We start from the raw sequence: 21,984 nt of genomic DNA, 5'->3' as shown, positions 1-21,984 counted from the left end.
TATGATTCTATAACTGTCTCAGGATATCCAGAGAACGGTACAGATTCATAGCTCCGAACCCCCATTCCCGGTTCGGATTCTCCATCCCCGGTCTCTGCTCCGCTCCAAGCAGGATAATATTCCTGACCTGGCTTGAATTCACACCGTATGGATTCGGCTGTGCAAGAACCCACTCCATCAGAAGCGCCGATGCCCCTGCCGCGATCCCCGCCGCAACACTGGACCCGCTTCTGACTACAAATTCTCCGTTAAGTCCCGCACCGGTCACCATCGTGCCAGGTACCGCATAATCCGGCTTGATCCGTCCATCTCTAGTATACCCCCTCCCCGAGTTAATATCAACCGTATTATCGATTCCATTGTAATAAGCCACCGTCATCGCAACCTGGCTCGTTCCCGGTTCTGCAAGGGTGGTATCCGGATCCGCCTGCAGGAAATTTACTTCCCCGGACAGAAATTCCTGTACAGGAAGCCACATATGGAATCTTCCGTCTGACATCCGCACCGGCTTCACGTTGATTTTCCAGATTCCCTGCGCCGGATTCCTGAACCGCATAAATATCAGCTGAGAATCATTGTTCTCCAACAACAGACGATATTCCACCTGTATATTCGTCTTATCGAACAGAAAATTCTCCTGATACTCATAGCCCTGCTTGATAGATATGTAACCCGTCCGCTCCCCGGAAGGCGACGTGAACGCAACCGTCATAACATTGGGAACCGCCGTCCACAATTCCGCGACAAACCCGTCTACTCCCTCTTCCACACGGATCTCGGCCTCTGCCGAATCGTTCATATCCTTGAATTCGTAGGAAAAATGATGCCTATGGACTGCCCCATTCCCCGCGCTTACCACCACACTGCGGTTCAGGACAGAAGAATAGGCGTCAAGCATCATCGACAGAAGAGACGAGCCGTTATGCCCTCCTAAGTTCGTCCCCAGGGCAACACAGACAGCAAGCGGCATATCTCGCTTCTTTGCGAGATCATTCAGGTATTTCAAGGCAAGCATGATATCATTTTCCTGAAAGCAGGTTGCATCCTGGCGGATCGCATAGAATTCTTTCAGATAAGTCTTAGCCTGTTTAAGCTTCACTACTGCGATCGCCGCCTCCGGGGCTGCCCCGATAAACCTCTTCTCCAGGTTCGCGCCTCCCGCCGCGACACTGGCAAGAAATGTTCCGTGACCCTCCGTATCCATACTCGGAACAATCTCAAGCGGATTCTCCGAGCGGAGCGCTTCATTGATCATCTCCTCTGTATATTCACTGCCGTAATCCAGTCCTTCCGGGGGTGTCCCATCCTGAATGGTCTGGTCCCAGATCCCGGCAATTCTAGTGGTGCCGTCAATATTCTTGAAGAGATCGTTGCGGTAGTCGATTCCCGTATCCAGGAACCCCACCATGATCCCATTGCCCTGTAGATTCAGCGTCGGATAAGTCTGGACAACACTGATCCCTGCGGCATCCATCGCCTCCATATCCATCAGCTCGAAACAGTTCGGTATAGAATTATACCGGTAAGACTGCAATGATAAGGGCGCCATACCCTCACGGTTCGCATAGACTGCCCGAAATCCGAAATCCATCTCCTGAACACAGACGTCCGCCCCACCGATCTCCGACGGTTCAACCGCTCTATAGATCGGAGAGATAAAGTCATAATAATCCTCTGACAATATCTTCTCCCTGCAAGAATTTCCATTCATAATATAAAATACCCCATATACTTTTTATAGAGTATATGAGGTGTTCTGTTTATCCTATTCTTCATCTTACTCGATCCGCGCCGGTTCCTGCCCTCTTAACATGATCAGCGGCCCGCCGGTTCCTTCTATGTACTCCCTTGTGATCGTCACCTGCCCGATACTGTCGTCCTTGGGGATCTCATACATGATATCCAGCATGAACTCCTCGATGATCGCCCGAAGCGCTCTCGCCCCTGTATCCTTCTTCATGGCCTTCTTCGCGATCGCAGACAGGGCGCCGTCATCAAACTCAAGCTTCACCTCATCGAGAGCCAGCAACTTCTGATACTGCTTCAAGATCGCGTTCTTAGGTTCCTTCAGGATCTTGATCAGCATCTCCTCGCTTAAGCCCCGCAGGGTAAATACGATCGGTAGACGGCCAAGGAACTCCGGTATCATACCGAAGCTTCGGAGATCTTCCGTCGCAACCTTCTCAAGGATCGTCTTATCATGGTCATATCTGTCTTTCAGTTCCGCGCCAAAGCCGATCGAGGACTGCTTCGTCAGCCGTTCCTTGATGATCATATCCAGATCCGGGAACGCGCCGCCGCAGATGAAGAGGATATTCTTCGTATTCACCGTAGTGAGCGGCACCATGGCATTCTTACTGTTGGCTCCCACCGGAACCTCCACTTCACTTCCTTCCAGGAGCTTGAGCATCCCCTGCTGAACGGATTCCCCGCTCACATCCCTCTGGTTCGTATTCTTCTTCTTCGCGATCTTGTCGATCTCGTCGATGAAGATGATCCCCTGCTCCGCTTTCTCCACATCATTGCCTGCCGCAGCCAGGAGCTTGGATACCACGCTCTCGATATCATCGCCGATATAGCCCGCCTCTGTAAGCGAAGTGGCGTCCGTGATGGCAAGCGGCACGTCAAGAAGCCTTGCCAGCGTCTTGACCAGATACGTCTTCCCGGAACCGGTCGGTCCGATCATCAGCATGTTCGACTTCTCGATCTCGATCTCGTCCATGGTCCCAGTCGCCACACGCTTGTAATGGTTATAGACCGCCACAGACATGGCCTTCTTCGCATATTCCTGCCCCACCACATACTCGTCAAGCTTCCCCTTGATCTTGTGGGGAGCCGGAATATTCCGGATGTCGATCAGAGGCTTCTTCTCCTCCCCTTCCTTCTTCTTCTTGACCTTCTGCTTCTTGGGGATGTTCTTCTCCATATCCGCCATATTCAAGATCTGAACGCCCGGTATATTCATATTCATCAACTGGCTGTAATCGATCTGTCCGCTCATCATAGCGTCAAAGCTCTTCTGCATACAATCGCTGCAGATGGAGATCCCGTTGGGAAGGTCGATCATCTTCCCCGTAACCGTCTCCGGCCGCCTGCACACGAAACAGATCTTCTCATACTCGTCCTCATGGTTTTTGGTCTCTTCTACCTGTCCATTCTCTGCTTTCTCTATATCGTTCTCATGATTATCCTGACTGGACATCTTTTTTCCTCACTTTCTGCTCAATCTATACCTAAGCCCAGCTGGCTAACTCCCTACGCTTCCGCAGTATTCTGCTGCACCATATCAAGAAATGTCTCCTCAGATATGATCGGGATACCCAGGTCGTTCGCCTTCTTATTCTTAGATGATGCGGACGTCACGTCATTGTTGATCAGATAATTGGTCTTGGATGTGACAGACCCCGTCACCTTGCCGCCCAGACTTTCGATCAGTTCCTTGACCTCTCCCCGGTTGGCAAAATGCTCCACACTGCCGGTGATCACAAAATTAATCCCCGCAAATATCTGCTTCGCCTCTTCCGCCTTTTCTTCCGGGATATTAAGCTCCTCTAAAAGCTCCCGAAACCGCCTCACATGCAGCTCGGAGGAGAAATAATCTACGAACGCCTTCGCGATCACTTCCCCGACGCCCGGAATCTCATTTAACTCTTCCTGCGTCGCCCGAAGCATGGCTTCTGCATCATACCCAAATTCCCTGCAGATCATCTTCGCATTGGCAAGACCGATGTTGGCGATCCCAAGCGCATAAATCACCCGGGGCAGCGTCGTCGTCCTCGCCTTGTCTGCGCTGTCGATCAAGTTCTGATAAGACTTCTCCCCGAATCCCTCCAGAGACCGGATCTCATCCCGGTATCTGTCCAGATGGAAGATATCCGCATATTCCCGGATATATCCAAGGGTAATGAATTTCTCCAGAGTTGCCTCAGACAGTCCTTCGATATTCAGCGCGTCTCTGCTGACGAACAGAGCAAACGACTTCACATGCTTGGCCTGGCAGTCGGGATTGGTACAGTACAGCGCCTTCGCATTGGCGACCTGCCGGATCTCGGTCTTCCCCCGGCACACCGGACACTGCTCAGGGATATCCTTCACACCGCTTCGCGTGAGGTTCTCCGCGATCTGCGGAATGATCATATTCGCCTTATAGACCTCGACCCGGTCGCCAATCCCAAGCTCCAGATCCTCCATAATACTGATATTATGGACGCTTGCACGGCTGACCGTCGTACCCTCTAACTCCACCGGCTCGAATATCGCGACCGGATTAATAAGCCCTGTCCTCGACGGACTCCACTCGATCTCAACAAGCTTCGTCTCCCGGATCTCATCCGCCCACTTAAACGCATAGGAATCCCTCGGGAACTTAGACGTCCGTCCAAGAGACTGACCATATGCTATATCATCATATATTAGCACAAGTCCATCCGACGGAAAATCATTATGCGCGATTTTTTCTGAAAATTTTATAACTTCCTGCTCTGCCGTATCCGCCGTCACCATATGGTACTCGACGACTTCAAAACCCTGCTCCCTAAGCCACTCCATCTGATATGCCCTAGAATTATGGAAGTCTACATCCTCCGCCTGCACTAGTGAAAATGCGAAGAACCTGACATTTCTCCTGGCTGTGATCTCATTATTGAGCTGCCTTACAGAACCGCTGCAAAGATTCCTTGGATTCTTATATCTTGCATCCGCATCCTCGATCTCTGCATTGATCCGCTCAAAATCCCGGTATCCGATCACTGCCTCGCCTCTTAAGATCAGCTCCCCCTGATAAGCGATCTGAAGCGGAATATTCTTAAATACCCTGGCATTGTTGGTTATCACCTCGCCGACTTCTCCGTTTCCGCGGGTTACCGCCTTATAGAGCCTCCCCTCACGATAAGTAAGGACGATGGTCAGGCCGTCCAGCTTCCAGGACATCAGCGCCTTCTGATCTCCCAGGAACTTCCTTAATTCTTCCACCTCCTTCGTCTTATCCAGCGAAAGCATCGGACTTTCATGCCGCTCCTTAGGAAGCTCGCTTAACACCTCGTAACCTACGTTCACCGTAGGGCTGCCCGCCAAAGTGATCCCAAGCTCTCTCTCCAGCCCCAGAAGCTCATCATACAGCTTATCATACTCATAATTACTCATAATCTCCCTGGATTCCTGATAATAGGCGCGTCCGGCATCACCCAAGATCTGCACCAGCTCCAGCATTCTGTCTTTCTTCGATCCGCTCATATAATTCCTTTAACTCCTGTTCCGTTAATTTTCTGCTCTCTCCCGTCTTAAGTCCCGAAAGTTCAATATTCATGACCCTTATCCTTACCAGTCTGGTCACCCGGTATCCCAGCGCCTCGCACATCCTGCGTATCTGCCGGTTAAGCCCCTGGGTCAGTACAATGGTAAATGTATATCTGCCTGCCGCCTTCGTCCTGCACGGCCTGGTCACCGCATCAAGCTTCTTCTCCCGGTCTGTGATCCTGACACCTTCTGCCATCTGCCTTAAGAATCCGTCTGTCACCGGCTTATCTACCGTCACCTTGTATTCCTTCTCATGCCCGTATCTTGCCCGCATCATTCCATTGATCAGATCTCCGTCGTTGGTCATGATCAGAAGGCCCTCCGAGTCCTTATCCAGACGGCCCGCATACGTGATCCTCTGAGGGTAATTCAAGTACCGGATAATATTCTTCCGCTCTCTTTTGTCCTCTGTACATACGATGCCCGCGGGCTTATTCACCGCCAGGACGATCCGTTTGCCGCCGCCCCCGATCAGCTTCTTCCCGACTCTGACCTCCTGATGGGCCTCCACCTTCATCCCCGGGACAGCCCTGATCCCGTCAACCGTCACCCGGCCGCTCTCGATCAGCCGGTCTGCCTCCCGCCTGGAACACACTCCGGCATCACTTAAGTATTTATTCAGCCTTACCATCACCTAAGCACCCCGTTTATATTCTCATCCTCTGCAAAAGTATTTCCATTATACAGGAATAATACGCTTGTAATCTTATTCTCTTCCATGATATCATCCAGGCTGCCCTTGTAATACGCCGGGTCGATCACGATCACTTCTCTGTAATAAGGCGTCAGAAACGGAATCAGGCAGTTCGCGTAGGAATCCTTCACAAGCAGCAGCCGGTCCGTAGTATCCGCCGTAGTCCGAATATTTACCCTGGCATGGTCGCCGCCAAGGAACAGACTATATGCGTCAGTTTCCTTAAGCTTCGTCCGGTCATACAGGGTAGACGTCTTCCTGCCCTCATCCACATATTCAACCACGATCTGAGGTTCTTCCCCCTTCTTCTCTGCGTCATATATATAGATGGACTCTTCCACGCCTCCCCCATATCCGCTCCTGGCCGACAGATTCCCGTTAAATATATTCGTAACCACATATTCCTGCCACTTAGGCGTCTTCTCCTGATCAAGCCCCATAGTCTCCGAGAGCTTCTGAAAAGCATAATATGCTCCCCGCGTTGTCCACCGGCTGTCCGTGCGGTAGTAGATCTCTTCCTTCCTGTGCTCCTTCAATGTCTTGCTGACATCTACCCAGACGACCTGCTCTCCAAGCTCCTGACGGATATCTTCAAAGATCTGCTCCTGATCCGCCGTGACCGCGAATCTGGGAAGCTTATCCTCCAGAATATTGGCAGAATTCGGAACCAGCATCAGATACATGGGAACCTTACCGTAGCTTGACCGGAATTCTCCCATGGCATCCAGCTTCTCCTTCATCTGCTCCTGATCCGGCCTGGCCACGTCTTCCAGCAGATATTGATCCTCTCCCTTGAATACACCGTTAGAATCCCGCCTTCCCGCCAGCAGATCCATATCGTTCCGCACCGACAGCCACAGGCTCCGCCCCGTAAACTGATCGGACCGGTACTCCTCATACTGTCTCATAAAGCTCCCGTCTGCGACCGCCTTAAGAGATATCTCTGGCCGTCCCAGGAGCTTGCGGTTCTCCTTTCCCGAGTATGATCTCTGGATCGGAATCAGCTCAATCAGGAACATCAGCCCCAGCATCCCCAGGAGCACTGCCGCCGCTGTTTTTCTTCTATATAGTTTTCCGGCTTTGTTTGATCTCTGTTTCATCATTCTTCTCCGAATTCCCAGAATATCCCTAAAAGGCAAGATACAAAAACGGTCCGTGAGGTCCCGTAGTCAGATACGCAAAACACACCGCAAAAATCAGGGCATATACCGCGGCATTCACCACGGCCCAGCCCTTGTCTCCCTGATCCGCAATGCTGTCAAATCCCTTATGTATGAACGGCATCAATCCCAACACCATGATGATGAACCATGACAGATTCGTGACCAGAAGGTACATTCCCTGATCGTCAACCAATCCAGAAGCTCCCGCCCCGAACATGACTCCCAGATAAGACAAGGCTTCACCGATTCCCGGACTGAAGAAGAATACCCAGCCGATCAGTACCAGCACAATACTGTATATATGTCCCAGGAATCCCGGCAGCCCATCCAGCATTCTCCACAGGAACAGCTTCTCCGCAGCCATCAGGATTCCGCAATACAATCCCCACACTATATAGTTCCATGAGAGACCGTGATACAGACCGACCAGAAGCCATACCGCAAGGATATTCCTCACCTGCCTGCCTTCATCTGTCTCCCCGCCGCCAAGAGGATAATACACATATTCCCGGAACCATCCCCTAAGAGACGTATGCCACCGATACCAGAACTCCGTAGTGCTCCCCGCAATATAAGGATGGTCAAAATTCTTCGGCAGGTCGAATCCCAGCATCTTCCCAAGTCCAACCGCCATATCCGAATATCCGCTGAAATCATAATAGATCTGAAGCGCAAACGCCGCACATCCAAGCCACGCACTCAGTACAGACATCTGCCCGGTCTCGAGCGATATGACCTTCGCGTACACCACTCCTATCGTGTCCGCCAGCACCGCCTTCTTCATAAGCCCAAGAACCAGATACATCATCCCTTCTCCAAGCTTCCCCACCGATAGCTGCCTTGTATGAAGCTGTTTCTCAATGTCGGGATACCTCACGACCGGACCTATAAGAAGCTTCGGGAACATGGTAACATAAAGCGCAAAGTCCATGATATTCTTCTGCGCCTTTACATTCCCTCTGTAAACTTCTATAATATAAGATAATATCTGGAAAGTATAGAAAGTCATGCCGATCGGCAGCCTCTCTCCCTGATACGGTATATCGACCGGAAGCACAGCGCCCAAACCAGTAAGTACCGCTCTTCCGTATTTAAAAAATCCCAGAACACCGAGATTCACCGCCAGATTGATGATCAGACTAAGCCTTGCTCTGCGGCGGTTCTTCGTCTTGCCCGCAATATCCAGCCCGCAGATATAGTTAAATATGACAGAACATATAAGTACAAGTACCCCCACCGGTTCTCCCCAAGCGTAGAATACCAGATTTGCCAGAAGAAGCACCGCCTCCTTAAGCCTGCCCGGCGCCAGGTAATACAGGATCAGAACCACCGGTAAAAATGAAAACAAAAAAACAACACTGTCAAATAACATGAATATAAGCTTCCTTTACTATCTACTACAATTCCGCAATCTCAGCCATATGATCCGCCCATTCCGTGTAGTATTCCGCCGTCAGATGAATGCCATCCTCATAATAGTACTCATCCTTGACCAGACTGCTGTTATCAATAAAAGTTACGCCCACTTCGGCGCATAATTCCTTAAGCTTCTCATTATATTCGGGAATACAGCCGTACAGCTCGTTTTCGTCGGTCACAGCCTGCTCGACCGGCAGAACACTGTTGACATAGATCCTTGTCTCTGGCAGCTTCTCCTTAAGCGTGTCCAGTACGCTCTTATATGCCATTGCAAATATATCCGCATTCCCCGACGCCGCTTCTACATCCTTAAGGCCGTAGCATAAGAACAACACCTGCGGACCTACCTCCGCCGCTCTTGAAACATGATTCTCGATCATGCTGACTTCCGATCTGCATACGCCTGTATCCTGCTCTGCCGTAACATATGCACCGTCCAAAACCGCCTGCTCATACAAGCCCTGGGCAATTGAATCGCCTATCACATATGAATTGGCGAACTTCTCGCTCAGCGGCCTGTTGGCCCACGCCTCATCCGCCGCCCGCTCTGCCTCCTCTAACGCCTGGATCTGACCGTCGATCTCTTCCGTATCTTCCGCCTCCATCTGTTCAAGCCTTGCAAGACCCGCCCTTGGATCTTCCCTGGGGTTCATCACGCCTATGGCAAAAACGATCCCTCCGAAGATCATCCAGACGATCATGGCAGTAACCGCCATGCGCAGGACGATATCCCTGTCTTCACTTTTCTTCGTCTTCTTCTCTTGTTTCTTCACGATAGCCGCGTACTCCCTCTGTCAGGCAACACTTCAGACAAACTGCCCTGTTACATCCATACAGCTTATAATCTGTACACATTGTACTGTTTTTCCCCTTAAAAGTCAAATATATGCTATACTAAAATTATACCCATCAGAACACACCCTAGCGGAAAGGAGATCATTATATGAATCTGTTTACATTATCAGCCAAATCCTGTATGTCTCATCTGCTCCTTCGTGATACCTTCGATCAGTTTGCATTGATCGAGGGAGAGATCACCACATTCTGCAGATATACCATAGACGGCTACCTTCACAAGGATTTCTTCGATGAGAAGCCGGAGCAGGATTACGCCTGCTGGAAGGATCTGCGCGAATATTGCCTGAGCATCATCCGCGGGAAACGCACCCCGCTGAACTTCAAGATCATACTGTCGCTTGCCCCCGGAGACTTCAAAGCATTCCTCCTGGAACATCAGATAACCTCTTTCAGCCCACAAGACATTACCGGGTTGTATCTGAACTTTCATTATGACGGATCGATCCTACAATGTGTCACAGGCATTTCCATGAACACCTTCTCCATGGACAAAACACTGGAAAAGGAATGGGACGCCTATGCCGAAAGATTCCTCTCGTCAAAGGGAATCGAGCGGGAAGCATAGCAATGCATATTGCTGTCGGGGCTTATTTCTGATTGGCCGGCTCGACTGCCACTGATTTCCCTTTGATCTTCGTATGATTCACAGAGTTGATGATCTCCCTTGCATACTCTGTAGGGACCTCTACAAACGTGTATTTATCGTACATATCGATCGTGCCTACGACTCTGCCCGGAATTCCGCTCTCGCCTGCCAATGCCCCAAGGATATCTCCCGGCCTTGCCTTATCCTTCTTACCGACATTAATAAACAGACGGACCATCCCCGGTTCTTCCGCCCCCGTATCGGCAAATGTCTCCTGTGGCTCTTCTTTGCCCCCTGCGCACAGCTTCAAAAGCGCCGCCGCAATATCCATACTGGTATAATCAGAATCGTTGACCTCCGACTGGACCAACTGCAGATATGCGGTCAGATCTTCTTCTTCGATCATCCGGTTCACCGTATCCATCAGCTTCTCTATCTTGGTATTCGCCACGTCATTCAGCGACGGAACCTTCTGCGCATAGATCTTCGTCTTGCAGTACCTCTGTATCTCCTTAAGCTTGTATGCCTCCCTGCCGGAAACAAAGGAAAAGGACCGTCCCACGCGTCCCGCTCTTCCGGTCCGGCCGATACGGTGTACATAATATTCATCATCCTGCGGAAGATCATAGTTGAAGACGGCCTCCACTTCATCCACGTCGATCCCTCTCGCCGCAACGTCCGTCGCCACCAGGATATCCGTCTTCCCCTTGCGGAAGCCCTCCATGACCCGGTCTCTCTGCGCCTGCTTCATATCTCCGTGCAGCCCCGCGGCAAAATATCCCCTGCCTAAGAGCCCGTTTACCAGAAGATCCACCTGCTTCTTCGTATTGCAGAACACGACCGACAGCTTAGGATTATAGATATCAAGGATTCTTGATAACACTTCTTCCTTATTCTTCGGCTTTACTTCATAATAATACTGCTCAATGCTTGGAACCGTCAGTTCCTTCTTGGTCACCTTGATAAGCTCGGCATCCGTCTGGTATTTCTTCGTGATCTCCAGGATCGGCTTAGGCATGGTCGCAGAAAACAGTACCGTCTGACGCTCTTTTGGCACCTCTTCCAATATCGTCTCAATATCCTCCCTGAAGCCCATGTTGAGCATCTCGTCCGCCTCATCTAATACGACCGTGTGAAGCTGGTCCATCTTCACCGTTCTTCGCCGCATATGATCCATCACACGTCCAGGTGTTCCGATAATCAACTGTACGCCGCTCTTCAGGGAGCGGATCTGCTTCACGATCTCCTGCCCGCCGTAGATCGGCAGCACCTTGATGCCGTGCATATAATACGCCAGATTGCGGATCTCCTCCGCTACCTGTATGGCAAGCTCTCTGGTCGGACACAGTACGATCGCCTGCAGCTTCTTATTCTTAGGATTGATCTTCGTAAGAAGCGGTATCCCAAATGCGGCCGTCTTGCCGGTCCCGGTCTGTGCCTGTCCGATCAGATCCTTCCCCGACATCATAACCGGGATCGCTTTTGCCTGGATCGGCGACGCTTCCTCAAAACCCATCTTCTTCACTGCTCTCATGATTTCCGGACACAGTCCCAGATCTTCAAATCTTACTTCTTCCATATAAAAACATTCCTTCCTGATTTATCATATGAACATCATAGACTTTAACACTTTATAACAGCACGGTCTTTGGTAAGATAAAAAATACCCCCTGCCTGATACCAAGCAAAGAGTATTCACATAGTGTCGGTGTTCATCATACCACATCCGCATTCAAGTTGTCTATAATATTTTGCATTTCTAAGTCTCTGCTTGACATTTTCTCAATGTTCCCGCACGATTATATGGAGGTCTCTGATTATATGGCTGATCATCTGATTGGCAGATTATACGAATAATAAGGAGAATTCCTGTAACAAAACGTACCCCGGGGAGTCTAATTAATAAAGGAGGTGATACACCATGGATTTCGAGGAAATGTACCGATTGTATTTCAAAGACGTCTATCTCTTCATCCTGGCCATGAGCAAAAGCCCGGATATTGCCGAGGAGATCACTCAGGAAACCTTCTTTAAGGTATTGAAGAATATCAACAAATACCGCGGCGAATGCTCCGTTAAAACCTGGCTCTTTCAGATTGCCAAGAATACTTACCTGTCCCACATAAAAAAGACGAAACACCAGGAGACAGAAGATAAGATCTCTGACAGTGAGAGTTCTTCACAGCACAGCATGGAATCCATGTGTATCAGCAAGGATGAAGCGCTCTCTATCTATAAGGTCCTTCATTATCTGGAGGAACCTTACAAGGAAGTGTTCACGCTGAGGACGCTCGGCGAGCTGTCCTTCCGGGAGATCGGCGAGATATTCGGCCGGAAGGAAGGCTGGGCAAGGGTCACCTATCACCGGGCAAAATCAAAAATCCGCGAACAGATCATTTTCAAATGAAAGGGGTACGAATATGAATACTACGAATAATACGAATTCCAAACATGACCAAAGCTATCTGAACGCTTCGAAGAATGCACCCGTACCATGCGAGGTGATCCGGGATCTGCTGATCCTGTACGAAGACGACGTTTGCAGTGAAGAAAGCAGCCGAATCATCAAGGATCATATCGAAGACTGCGCCGGCTGCCGCAAGGCCTATGAACAGGCCAAAGAGACGTTCCCGCCTGTCTCTGCCATCCCGGAAGAGACTGACAAAGAAGGGGCGCGGTTCGTAAAATCTCTCAGGAAGTACCGCCAGAAGATCACCTTCCTGAACATTATAATACTCGGTTTCTTTCTATTGGTTGGCGGAGCCTTAGTTAAGATCGGCTGGACGGAATTCCTGGAATCAAGCGTCTTTGCCGTACCGGCAGAAGATATTAAGATCACGGAACTCTACCAACTGGCGGGCGGGGACATCTACTGTACGCTGGAATTCCCGAAGCTGGTCAATCCGCCGATACTGGGATCAATGGACATTATTGACAAAACCTCGGACAAACACGAAGGCTTTTACGAATTACATTGTCAGTATCCGTTGTCTGTAGACGAAGAAAAATATTTTTATTATGACACCATGAGCATCATATTCCCCGCGGAAGTTTCCGGAGATTTCTATTCAAATCTTGACCCTGATTCTACTTATACTTGTACTTCTATCAATTATCGGGGAAAAGGCAAGAAAGACAAGCTTGTGATCTGGGAAGAAGGGCAGACGCTTGAGAAGGCCCCGAAGCATATAGAAGAAAAAGCGATCCAGGCATACCAGATTGACGGAAATGCTCAGAAAGCGCTTGATGAGATGGAATTAATCGGCGAGACAACGTCTCAAGATGAACTCCTTGAACGCTTCATAGATTATTACCGCAATATAAAAAATCCTGCAGATTGCTTCCCTATATATGTTTCTAAGGAATAAAGACAATGCTAAGGGGCAGTCGGCTAATACCGATTTCTTCCGATTTTAAAGAAAAATAGAGACACCCTGCGGAAATGATGCCGTTTAGCACTGGCACATTCTGTGGGGTATCTCTATTTATAGGAGGAAGCATTATTTTTGGCTACACTAAATAAAGGTTCCCCTTCTGTTGAACCACACCTTTCATGAAGCGATATTTTCTTCTTTTTTTCCTTTAAATTTTTGGAGTTTGCTGTTCAAGAAGCGATGATATTTATTGTTATTTCTACCTATCGCATACAGCATAAACTCCTTGTATACATTAGTAATCATTTTACTATATACCACTTTGCATACCGGTTTTTACCTTTTGTCGCAATAATTTTCTCATTTTTTAATATTTGCAATAGATTTGATACTTTTTTTGATTTTTGATTTTCACTCAATACATCCGGTAATGCCTTGTCTAATATATCCATCAATTCATGCTTACTTGCTTCTCCCATAGATTCTAAGGCCTTTACTATTAACTGTTTGCAAATATCATCATCTAATCCTTTGTTTCGTATATAGTCCGCTTTTTGTCCCACAATATCTGCTACTTTAAAAGCCACAAATAAATTTGGATACCTCCCCTCTATCAAGCCTTGCTTTTTTAATATCCTAAAATTTTCTTTAGATATTGTTTCTTTCTTTTGAACCTTATCTAACAAAAATACAGTTTGTATATCTAAATCGCCATTTGAATATAAAAGTTGTGTGTAATTTTTATCTATGATTTTTCCAAATACAGTCACCTTAACCCGGTTGAGTGTTTCTAAATCATATGTTGGTAAAGGAAAACACTTATCTCTTTGAATTTGATACATCATCGGTATTCCCATAGAATTAGTATCAATCATATACAAATTTACCATTGCATTGCACAAAAATACATTTCGATAATAAGGCGGTTTATATCCTGGCTCCAACGCTTGTTCAATAGTTTCCGGGATAAATGCTCCTTCATTCATAAAAACAAGTTTATCCTCAAACTCTTCAATATTGATTTTTCCACGTAAACGATAATCTTGATGAGCAATACAATTATTTATAATCTCCTTTATCAATTCTGGCTCATACTGATCAACCTCATCCGGAAATAGTGTTTGCTGCCCAGCAATATAGCGATACTTTACATTTCTAATTCGAGAATATACTTCGTCTACTGCCAAAAGTAGAGGCATGTCAAAATGCTCATATGTTTTCACTGTATTGTCAGCATTGTACAAAGTCCATGTTAATCTTGGAATAAAACCGTCAAAAAAATAACTGGATTCACTTTTCCCTAAAAGAAGCAATGCTGTCCTGGTAATTTCTCCTTTAATTGTTATTCCCGCTTTATTTAACACTTCAATGTCTGATAACTTTTTTAAAATCTCCTGCGCTTTCTTACGATCCTTTTGGCGTTTTGAAAAAAGTTCACGTGCCCGTTTAATTGCTTCCTCATCCAAATCTTCTATAGATGCTCCTTTTACTATCTCCTTTGACCAGTCCACTCCTATCTGGCTTCTGATTAAATCAACCTTATTCATAGGCAAAGGCGATACAGATTCATGTTCTCTTGCATATGCCGCTCCTTGCCATGTGGTCGGTATTCCCCGTATTGCTGGAGGGATCTGAAATGCAATAATTCGACATCCCTTCATAGTTAGTTCATAGATTTCCATAAATGTCAATCGCTCATTTGTTCCATTCACTATTTCCTTCTTTAGGCTGTGCAGTCCTCCTTGTTTCCGAAATTCCGTTCCAACAATCTCTTTCTCATCAGATATTCCAAAGACCAGCCATGCTTCTTGCAATCCTCGCAAATTAGCTTCATTACTCAAAGCATAAAAATATTTTCCAATATCATTGAAAGAATAATTGCTCCTTGCTTCTTTAAATTCAATTACTTCATTTTCAAAAGTATCCATTAATTTTAAGATCTTCTCTTTTAGCTGATTGTCTGCATAAATCATAGTATCCACCGCCTTTTATTATTTCTATGACTAAATTCTATGACTAATCTATAACTTTCTAGAACTAATTTAAAACTATTTTATACCAAATCAAGTCATTATACAACGACCCCCACAAAATTAGTGAAGCCTTTCAGCATAAAAGACTCCACTTCACTTTGTGTTTCCATTTTTTCTGTAGTTTCCTGTAACACTTGGTCAATTTTAACCTGATTGACCCTCGAGGCAGTCGCCAAATAATTATGCTAGTACATCATTGCGTTAATCTTGAAGTAATAGTGCTTGATATTCGTGTCAGCTGTGCGTCTACGAACCGACGGTGTAGCGGGCTACATCTAGGTTCGAAGGCGTGCAGATGGCATGGATAGCAAGTGCTTATTACTCGAGAATTAATGCAATGTTGTACTAGCATGCTCACTTGGCTTGTTACTCGCAGGAATAGATATACTTGTTTTTACTCAAGAAACTTAGATTTTCTTCCGTAGCTTGTAATGTAAACGCTTTTCTGTGCACGGGTCATCGCAACATACAGCAGACATTTCTCTGATGTTAAAGATTCTGCTTCAGAGATAGAATCCGTTTTGTTGATTGCAGATAATAACGGAATAATTCTGTTATTCACGGCGGCAATAAACACATATTTGAACTCCAGCCCTTTTGATTGAGAGCAAAAAGCAGTTTTCATTTATCTGACTAACTTATTCATTAAAAAATCAATCCGATGTCATTCAGAAAGGCGCACAATCGAATTAGCTATTTCTGCCATATGTGAATCATGCGTGATAATGATACAAATTTTATCTGCAAATAATATATTTACCGATTCCCGCACCAATTCTTGGGTATCGACATCTAAGTTGGATGTTGCTTCATCAAAAATCACAACATCTGGATTTTTGATAATCATTCTTGCAAACGCAATTTTCTGTCTTTGTCCACCAGATAAATTCTTCCCGTTTTCACTTATTATAGTTTTTAGTCCATTTTCAAATTCAGACATATCAAGTCCCGCTTTTTGGAGAATTGAAGTAATTTCGTTTTCTGTCAGCTGTGGTGCAGCATACATCAGATTATCTATCAAAGTTCCAGAGAACAAAACAATATTTTGTGCCACAATGCCTATTTTTTCTCTTAAATCAGATAACGAGATTTCTTTCAATTCTATGTTGTTTATCTTTATAGAACCTTTGTAGTTTTTATAAAATCCCATGAGCAACTTAGCAATCGTTGTCTTACCGCTTCCGTTTTTTCCGAGTAATGCAATTTTCTCATTTTTATGAATAACCATATTAAAGTCTTGAATAACATTGTGGTTCGTGTACCCAAATGAAACATCTGTAAACGATACTTTGGTAACTTTCTCTATTTTTCTCTTTCCCTCAATTTCATTCTCTGTTTTAAGCCTTAAAATAGTACCGATTCTAGATAAAGCAGCAGTCCCCGGCTGCACCATAACACTAATACTTGCCAAAATTTGTATAGGTGCAAATATTACTGTTGCATACTGTGAAACTGCCCAGTAATCGCCCATAGACATTTTTCCATTAATTATAAATAATCCAGAACAGATAATGAGTAAAACTGAAAATATATTAGTAAAACCTTGTATACCCTCAGAAGCAAGGTTCATTTTCTTATTACGTTTTATGGATTGGTCTGCAACATTTCTTATTTGCTTAGCCATTTCATTTGACCGCTGTTTTTCTAAATTCATTTCTTTAATCGTTGAAATACCACCTATATTTTCTTGAATCTTCCCGGATGTTTGTGCATTAGATTCAAGTAATGTTTTTGAAACTTTTTTAATTTGTATACTTGAATAATTAGTAAAGTAATACAAAACAGGCAAAAATATAATCAATATCAAGGATAATTCCCAACGTATCGACAATATAAATATCCACGCTCCAACACACGAAAATATACTGGTCAAAAATTTTAAAAATACAGGTGAGAAAAAAACATTTAGGGAATCAGTTTCTTTTACACGTTCTAAAATATAGCCTGTCTGTTGTTTATCAAAAAACTCCATAGGTAATTTTAAAACCTTTGAAATCAAGTCATTTTTAATATCTGCAACAAAGTAGTTGCTAGTCCGGATCAATGATTGGCTGATTAAATAATTAGCAAAAAAACTGATAATATAAACAAATAGCAGACATATTCCACTCAACAAAACGGTTTTTATTGATAGACTTGCAATACCGTAATCCAGAAGGATTCTTGTAATGAACGGCGGACACAAAGTTATAAAGGATGAAAAGAGCATTAGTGCAAATAACGCACAAACTTTTTTCCTTTTGAAATAGGATAATAAATAGCCATAGTTTTTCATAAATATTCCTCCAATATTTGATTTAATTCAATAAATGCAGACGTTTTTCTTATTATATCAAACGGCTGGCTTGAAAAGCCTGACACAAAAACATTGATAAGCATACTATCTTTTATGGGATTCTCCTTATACATTGTGATAAATTTTTGTATTAATTCTAAAGCTGCATTTTTTTGACTGCTTAGACAATAAACATATGCCATGTTCATATAAACCATAAAATATAAATTGCGGCTTAGCCCTAATACTGTTATAAGAGTGCATTGCTTTTCTAAAATATCTTTTGTGTATGTCAAGTCGTTTTTTATCCAATATGATACCTTATTACGCAATTCATATATCAACTGTATTCCTAACATATTTATTGTTGAATCTATTATGTCAATGGCATTTGCATTATTTTCTCTTAGTATTAGGCTATTCTTCATGTCTATTGCCATAAATTCATTTTCATCAACAAGGCAGGCAGACGCATCTTCGTATTTTTTAATCATAATAAACAAATGTGCAAGCAAGAAATGTTTTTGTGATTGAACGCTATCATCTATACATCTCTGACATATCAAAATCATCTGACGGATTAAATTTTCACGAATTTCGGAATCTTTTTCTAAAACTAGATATGGAAGTACATTTTTTAGCAAATCAATCTTTATCCTATCATTTGTTGGATATAAATAAACCAGCCTTTTAATCCGTTCAATTCCATTAAGACACTTTCCACTTGCAAATAACTTTATACATTCCTGCCTGTTTTTTAGATATTCTTCTTCCGACAAATCATTTGAAAATCCAAACAGACAATCAATGGAAATATTAAAATATCTGGCAATCACGGGGAACAGTGTAATATCTGGATACATTTGTCCATGTTCCCATTTAGAAATTGCTGCGCTTGAAACGCCCAATACTTCCGCTAACTCTTCTTGTGTAATACCCTTTGCTTTGCGTAATCCTTGTATAATTTTTCCAACAGGTAATCGCTCCATAATATTTTTCTCCTCTTCGTATTGTACGATTTTTAAATTCTGATTTCCATGTATAAGCGGTTAACAATAACTACAATTTTTTATAACCTATTGTTAATATAGCATTGTACCCACAAATTATCTACAATAGGTTTTATGGAATAAAGAATGAGAGGGATTCCGTAGTAGTCGGCATTGTGGAAAAATCCAAAAGTTTAGATTTTTCCATAATGCTTATTTTTTGGTCTTTTGTTTCTTTGGTTCGGAATAGTGTGGTACTGGCGGTCTATCTCTTGTTTTCGGTTGCTTGCTTCTTTATCGTACATGAGCATTTGCGCCAGGGTTGTCGTTGCCGTAACCTTCCAGCAGATTGACAACGCCCCAAACGCCAAGGCCAGCGCCCAGCGCGATAACCAGTACCTTCAAAGTGTCGATTGCGCTTGTAAAAAATTCCATACATTTTCCTCCTTAAATTTGTTGTGATTGGTTGGATAGGGACAAAAAAGCCCGCCGGTTGAAAAGTCAATCGGCGGGTGCATCAGACGCGGGCGGCGCTTCGAGTTCACAGCTTTCAAAAGCGTCGTCCGGTCGGACGGTCAATCTCCGGCTCAGATATTTTGCAATCAATGTTAACAACTTAGTAGTGGCATGATATCACAATAGGATTAAGCTATTAAACCAATAATAGCAGATGATAGAAATGATTAAAATACACTGAAAAAAGGGCAGACTTTCCCCTTGGTTGCTATCAGCTGTTTTTTTAGATATGGCGTTTGTATTGTAGAATATAAAGAAACTGGCACCACCACCTTTCTTAAATGGTATTAGTGTGTAGTCTTGTTATTGTAATGATGTTTGACTTTTCTTGGAGTTGTACGTAGATTTGATTCCCCGCTGCCCTTTTTGTCACACACCCGGTGAGATACGGCAAAATCAAATATACAGCGGATGATGCCATACTTTTCTGTGTCTGTATCAGCATCCATATATTCTCCTATATGACGGCTCAGGTATCCGACAAGCTCATTCATGTTTGTCATATATTTGTTCTGATTCCCTTTCTGGTTTATGGTGCTGTCAACAATGCCGTCCGTCTCCCGCTTTATGGCAAGAGCCAGGTTTGCAAGCAATACCGATATCCAGAATTCCTGGAGAACGGAGTTCTCGGAATAGCCCCGGAAATTAGTGAGCCCGATCTTTTCTTTGACAAGCTTATAATTCTCCTCCACCGGCCATCTAAGGAAGTAACACTGGCGGAACAGTTCTTTGGCAAGGTCAAAATCATTTGTGATCAGCGTTTCCACCGTCCCACTTGGGAGGTAAAATTTAAGGATGCGTACTTTCCTGCCATCAAGGAAAAAGATATAGTCACTGATTCCATTTCGATCCGCCGGTACAGGGAGTGCATCAATATCCGTGTTAAATTTAGTCCTTAACCGGAAGAGATATCCGGCATGTAAGGTGTCTTCGATAAAAGAAAATAAATTTTTTGAAGCATATCCCCTATCGAAGACAAATATGGTGTATAATAGATTCGTCCGTGCTTTGCTTTTTATATTTTGCATATGCCTTATGGCAAGGGTACGTTCACCGACGCTCATGGGTTCGAGCTGTGCATCAAGGATGCGGTGATTCAGTACATCAAAAGCAACACTGGCAATGGCAGTGGGAGAGTTTTGGCCTCTCCCTATGCTGCCGTATTTATCAAGAAGAGTCTTACGGTTAGGAAGAGGTATTTTAGAGCCGTCAACAGCAATGATCTGCCGTCCCCATACACCCATGAAACGTGAATGGAAATCCAGGGAATCCCTGCTGCAAAGGAAGTCAAGTACACGTTCGAAGCATTCTTTGAAAATAGAGTGATCAATGCCGGAACGGGCCTTGCTGAAAGCCTGTTGGGAACATTTCACAGTATCAGAGATTGGAATTCCTGATATATGCCGCAATTCGGTAAAGAATTCATCCAGTGATGAAGAAATAGTTTTCTTGGAATTTCTTAATAACAGTTTGATCAATGTCCAATAGGGAAGTTTCCCGCAATTGCGTGTAAAAGCCCCTTTTCTGTTTCTGACCCGTTCAAGGACATGTGGATCAAGTAATGTGTTACAGATAATATCGACTAAGATTTGAATTAAATTCATACGATGCAGCCCCCATAAAAAAGTAATATAAACAAGGGCTGCGCCGCATTTTTTGGAGCTTATGTCAATAGTAAATATGCTGGTTTTTATGGGCGAATTTTGTACAATATTTTAATCGTATTAGTGGTTATAAATAAAGAAAGACACAGGGAATCCCGTGCCAATTAAAAGAAACACTATATGTTGTAGTTGCTTGAGTTAGGTTGTTAACATTGATTACCAATCTGCTGGCTCTGGCGATACGCATACAAACAATGATAGCATCCATCCTTCTGAGGATCGTCCTTGCAGGAGCAATTTCCCATCACATGAAGTGCCTTTTCAAAAATCTCAATCAAGGCATTTTTCTCATGCATCAACTGTTTCAGATAACCAGTACCACCTGGGACAGAATCATAAATCACAAGATACTGCTTACGATAGTCTGCATCAGGAACAGGCACTTCACTTACAGTTGCTCTCAGATGGTCAACATTGCCGAAATACTCTTTCATGCCAAGCATAAATGCCGCAACAAAAGATTCCATTTTTACAGAAGTGGAATCCATTGTGGTTGCAGGAACAAGCAGGCGAAGGATTTCAGTGCTGAATTCACGATACATAAACAGGCATTCTTCATAAGCGTCTGTCTGCATCAATGCAGGCATCTTCCTGGTTTTACAAACAAAGCTATGGTTAGCTTTGCCGTGTTCGGTCTGAATCTTTCCGCAATACCTACAAATTCTAAAGCCCTTACGAACTTCTTCTACACCAGAAACCGATAATTTCTCGCCCGTCATATCACTCTCACCAAAATTGATTTCTCGAAGCGTAGCTTTACGAACAAACTCATAACCAAACGGAAAATCTTCGTTGTCCATACGATATGCACTAGAAATATCTTGGTCTTCATCCACGTCCACCAACAGCTGCTTGCAGTAAAAAACGTTGTTTCGATCATCACTTTCATCGTTAATCAGGCTCTTGGTATTCAACCGCTCTGCACGCAAAACCACACCGTTGAAATCATCTGCCGGGAAGCTGTCTTTATCATACACACACCAAATCTGCCCCTTTTGTAGCTTATTCTTTTTCACGTACCTCTCAGCCATACCAATTACGCGCATTGTCTCTGCAGCACAAGGTACTTTTTCTTCTCCAGATGTTCTTGACGGCGTTTCTTCTTCCATGCCTCCATC

At 44.7% G+C, this 21,984-nt stretch carries 18 protein-coding genes and 1 pseudogene; 3 read left to right on the top strand and 16 right to left on the bottom strand.

The genetic code is table 11. The features are described 5' to 3' along the window. Nucleotides 1–7: 7 nt before the first annotated feature. The 7 genes from VSQ62_RS05620 to VSQ62_RS05590 form a co-directional block, all read right to left on the bottom strand. Nucleotides 8–1,711: a S8 family peptidase gene (locus VSQ62_RS05620; RefSeq protein ID WP_334633675.1), complete on the bottom strand. Its 1,704-nt coding sequence runs from the start codon at nt 1,709–1,711 to the stop codon at nt 8–10. A 66-nt stretch (nt 1,712–1,777) separates the two neighbouring features. Continuing rightward, complete coding sequence (gene clpX, locus VSQ62_RS05615) at nt 1,778–3,202, bottom strand: ATP-dependent Clp protease ATP-binding subunit ClpX (protein ID WP_334633674.1); 1,425 nt, start codon at nt 3,200–3,202, stop codon at nt 1,778–1,780. Between the two features lie 53 nt (nt 3,203–3,255). Next, nucleotides 3,256–5,232 carry an NAD-dependent DNA ligase LigA gene (gene ligA, locus VSQ62_RS05610; protein ID WP_334633672.1) on the bottom strand — a complete coding sequence of 659 codons (1,977 nt, stop codon included), beginning with the start codon at nt 5,230–5,232 and terminating at the stop codon, nt 3,256–3,258. Then, nucleotides 5,180–5,926, bottom strand: coding sequence for a pseudouridine synthase (locus VSQ62_RS05605; protein WP_334637579.1), 747 nt, complete (start codon nt 5,924–5,926; stop codon nt 5,180–5,182). Before VSQ62_RS05605 ends, ligA begins: the two co-directional genes overlap by 53 nt. Further along, a complete protein-coding gene (locus VSQ62_RS05600) occupies nt 5,926–7,089 on the bottom strand; it encodes a DHHW family protein (protein WP_334633671.1) in 1,164 nt (387 codons plus the stop codon). The genes VSQ62_RS05605 and VSQ62_RS05600 overlap by 1 nt, the downstream gene beginning before the upstream one ends. A 28-nt stretch (nt 7,090–7,117) precedes the next feature. Beyond that, nucleotides 7,118–8,524, bottom strand: coding sequence for an MBOAT family O-acyltransferase (locus VSQ62_RS05595; RefSeq protein ID WP_334633670.1), 1,407 nt, complete (start codon nt 8,522–8,524; stop codon nt 7,118–7,120). A gap of 25 nt (nt 8,525–8,549) precedes the next feature. Continuing rightward, the gene (locus VSQ62_RS05590) at nt 8,550–9,344 is read right to left on the bottom strand and encodes a GDSL-type esterase/lipase family protein (RefSeq protein ID WP_334633668.1); all 795 of its coding nucleotides are present in this window, start codon (nt 9,342–9,344) and stop codon (nt 8,550–8,552) included. Between the two features lie 170 nt (nt 9,345–9,514). Between VSQ62_RS05590 and VSQ62_RS05585 the strand changes: the two genes are divergently transcribed. Next, on the top strand, nt 9,515–9,994 hold the full coding sequence (locus VSQ62_RS05585) for a DUF5721 family protein (RefSeq protein WP_334633667.1): 480 nt from the start codon (nt 9,515–9,517) through the stop codon (nt 9,992–9,994). Between the two features lie 22 nt (nt 9,995–10,016). Here VSQ62_RS05585 and VSQ62_RS05580 read toward each other — a convergent pair whose 3' ends face one another. Then, nucleotides 10,017–11,594 (bottom strand): DEAD/DEAH box helicase, encoded by a 1,578-nt coding sequence (locus tag VSQ62_RS05580; protein ID WP_334633665.1) that lies wholly within the window; start codon nt 11,592–11,594, stop codon nt 10,017–10,019. Between the two features lie 342 nt (nt 11,595–11,936). Between VSQ62_RS05580 and VSQ62_RS05575 the strand changes: the two genes are divergently transcribed. Both VSQ62_RS05575 and VSQ62_RS05570 read left to right on the top strand, forming a co-directional pair. After that, nucleotides 11,937–12,422, top strand: coding sequence for an RNA polymerase sigma factor (locus VSQ62_RS05575; RefSeq protein WP_334633664.1), 486 nt, complete (start codon nt 11,937–11,939; stop codon nt 12,420–12,422). Nucleotides 12,423–12,435: 13 nt separating this feature from the next. Next, nucleotides 12,436–13,383, top strand: coding sequence for a zf-HC2 domain-containing protein (locus VSQ62_RS05570; RefSeq protein WP_334633663.1), 948 nt, complete (start codon nt 12,436–12,438; stop codon nt 13,381–13,383). A gap of 183 nt (nt 13,384–13,566) precedes the next feature. Here VSQ62_RS05570 and VSQ62_RS32615 read toward each other — a convergent pair. The 8 genes and pseudogenes from VSQ62_RS32615 to VSQ62_RS05540 all read right to left on the bottom strand — a co-directional run. Further along, nucleotides 13,567–13,683 (bottom strand): annotated as a pseudogene (locus tag VSQ62_RS32615) (transposase); the annotation flags it as partial. 8 nt (nt 13,684–13,691) lie between these two features. Further along, complete coding sequence (locus VSQ62_RS05565; protein WP_334633661.1) at nt 13,692–15,362, bottom strand: DUF8451 domain-containing protein; 1,671 nt, start codon at nt 15,360–15,362, stop codon at nt 13,692–13,694. A 454-nt stretch (nt 15,363–15,816) separates the two neighbouring features. Then, the gene (locus VSQ62_RS32410) at nt 15,817–16,047 is read right to left on the bottom strand and encodes a 3'-5' exonuclease (protein WP_350339910.1); all 231 of its coding nucleotides are present in this window, start codon (nt 16,045–16,047) and stop codon (nt 15,817–15,819) included. 39 nt (nt 16,048–16,086) lie between these two features. Beyond that, the gene (locus VSQ62_RS05560; RefSeq protein WP_334633660.1) at nt 16,087–17,697 is read right to left on the bottom strand and encodes an ABC transporter ATP-binding protein; all 1,611 of its coding nucleotides are present in this window, start codon (nt 17,695–17,697) and stop codon (nt 16,087–16,089) included. After that, nucleotides 17,694–18,686 carry a helix-turn-helix domain-containing protein gene (locus VSQ62_RS05555; protein ID WP_334633659.1) on the bottom strand — a complete coding sequence of 331 codons (993 nt, stop codon included), beginning with the start codon at nt 18,684–18,686 and terminating at the stop codon, nt 17,694–17,696. Before VSQ62_RS05555 ends, VSQ62_RS05560 begins: the two co-directional genes overlap by 4 nt. Nucleotides 18,687–18,980: 294 nt before the next feature. Continuing rightward, nucleotides 18,981–19,121: a Maff2 family mobile element protein gene (locus VSQ62_RS05550; protein WP_334633657.1), complete on the bottom strand. Its 141-nt coding sequence runs from the start codon at nt 19,119–19,121 to the stop codon at nt 18,981–18,983. A 368-nt stretch (nt 19,122–19,489) separates the two neighbouring features. Next, nucleotides 19,490–20,806 carry an IS4 family transposase gene (locus tag VSQ62_RS05545; RefSeq protein ID WP_334633656.1) on the bottom strand — a complete coding sequence of 439 codons (1,317 nt, stop codon included), beginning with the start codon at nt 20,804–20,806 and terminating at the stop codon, nt 19,490–19,492. A gap of 206 nt (nt 20,807–21,012) precedes the next feature. Beyond that, complete coding sequence (locus tag VSQ62_RS05540) at nt 21,013–21,975, bottom strand: Zn-binding domain-containing protein (protein WP_334633655.1); 963 nt, start codon at nt 21,973–21,975, stop codon at nt 21,013–21,015. Nucleotides 21,976–21,984 lie beyond the last annotated feature (9 nt).

The organism is Sporofaciens sp. JLR.KK001, from assembly GCF_036941055.1.
Classification (GTDB): Bacteria; Bacillota; Clostridia; order Lachnospirales; family Lachnospiraceae; genus Sporofaciens.
The sequence above is the reverse complement of the archived record's forward strand: the minus strand, read 5'-3'. Positions and strand labels throughout refer to the sequence as shown.